A 1,220-nucleotide genomic window follows, 5' to 3' on the forward strand; every position below is an offset into this window, starting at 1 on the left:
CGCTCCCCCGCCCCGCCGTGACAACGAGCGGCGCCTTCGTGGCAAGCATACCGAACATCCGAGGCGGTTCACGCACGGACACGACCCCGGATATGCTCGGGATGCCAAGCTTCACGGTCGGCATGGCTATCGGGCGACTAAGCTTCAGGGGCAACTTCTTTCTTGTGGCGGAACGGGTGTGCATATCCTTCTATAGACCGCTTGCCTCGCGATAGATAGGAGCACCGAAATTATTTGCCACGCCCGCTAAATTATCGGTCGGAATAATTGCGAGACTCAGAAAATATCGCCCTGGATGAGGTGAATTCCTGCCGATTTCTTGACCCTGTGTTTGGCTTTTTTATTTAACCAAGAAAAATAAAACGCCGCCACCGCCTTGTTCGCAGCGCAATTGGGGCGCATATATAAAATTCGTTGATTTGGTCGAGGTGGCTTTCGTCATAGTGAATCCTCGCCATCCGCCTCCGAATTTTCGATAGTGAATGCATTGCGCCGCTCCCGGCGCGGCGTCTCGCTTCGTTCGAACCCTGAAATGATGCTAGCGCTGACCACGGATGTACTGGCGGCATCGGACATTGTTTCGCGGGTTCGACTTCGAATTGAAGCGGAAGGCGCATGCGCGCTTCCGCAGAAAGCCGCAAGTGACCACTCGCACCACGCCGACCATCGTTCGCTTCAATGCGGCGTTTATGCTGCCGGGTTTCGATGCGCCGCAGCCGGCCGGAGAGTATCGCGTCGATCTCGATGAGGAGTCTCTCGAAGGGGCTTCCCGCACCGCATGGCGCCGCGTGGCCACGTTCATTCACCTGCCAGCGATCTCCGCGAAGGGGTCCACGCAGCAATTGGTGCCAATCGAACCGGCCTCACTCGAGGCGGCGCTCGACAAGGACCGGAGACAACCATGACCACCCTCATGCAACGCAACGCACGCCCCATCCAGCACGGAGCCCCGGCACGTCTTTTTGACATCGGACAGGCGGTCCGGCTGAAGGGCGGTCTCGGCCTCGGTCCGAATACCGGCGAAATCTACCGCATCACCCGTACCCTGCCGCCGAGGGGAAACTCGCCGCAATACCGCATTCGCAGCGACGCCGAACCGCACGAGCGGGTGGTGACGGAGGACAGGCTGGAGCCGGTCGACGAAGCGTCGGACGGCGGCATAATGCTCATCGAAAGGACATTCGGACATGGCCAAGGGACAGAAACGCTCGAACAGAGAG

Annotated in this window: 2 protein-coding genes; both read left to right on the top strand. The window is 59.2% G+C overall.

The window, feature by feature from the left end; translation table 11 throughout:
- Positions 1-641 precede the first annotated feature (641 nt).
- Positions 642-905, top strand: a complete 264-nt coding sequence (locus tag EOA29_RS37010) for a hypothetical protein (protein ID WP_127222429.1) — start codon at positions 642-644, stop codon at positions 903-905.
- The coding region (locus tag EOA29_RS37015) for a hypothetical protein (RefSeq protein ID WP_127222428.1) at positions 902-1,220 on the top strand (319 nt) is incomplete at its 3' end. The genes EOA29_RS37010 and EOA29_RS37015, both read left to right, overlap by 4 nt.

Origin of the sequence: Mesorhizobium sp. M1E.F.Ca.ET.063.01.1.1, from assembly GCF_003998155.1 — a bacterium.
Classification (GTDB): Bacteria; Pseudomonadota; Alphaproteobacteria; order Rhizobiales; family Rhizobiaceae; genus Mesorhizobium.